At 57.3% G+C, this 234-nt stretch carries 1 rRNA gene; it reads left to right on the forward strand.

Annotated features, from left to right (window positions below):
* Nucleotides 1-234: ribosomal RNA gene (locus tag KI379_RS33925) — 16S ribosomal RNA — on the forward strand; the annotation flags it as partial.

Raw genomic sequence — 234 nt, forward strand, 5'->3', positions numbered from 1 at the left:
GTTAGCGGCGGACGGGTGAGTAACACGTAGGCAACCTGCCTGCAAGACCGGGATAACCCACGGAAACGTGAGCTAATACCGGATATCTCATTTCCTCTCCTGAGGGGATGATGAAAGACGGAGCAATCTGTCACTTGCGGATGGGCCTGCGGCGCATTAGCTAGTTGGTGAGGTAACGGCTCACCAAGGCGACGATGCGTAGCCGACCTGAGAGGGTGAACGGCCACACTGGGA

The organism is Paenibacillus cineris, from assembly GCF_018333335.1.
Classification (GTDB): Bacteria; Bacillota; Bacilli; order Paenibacillales; family Paenibacillaceae; genus Paenibacillus_AQ; species Paenibacillus_AQ favisporus.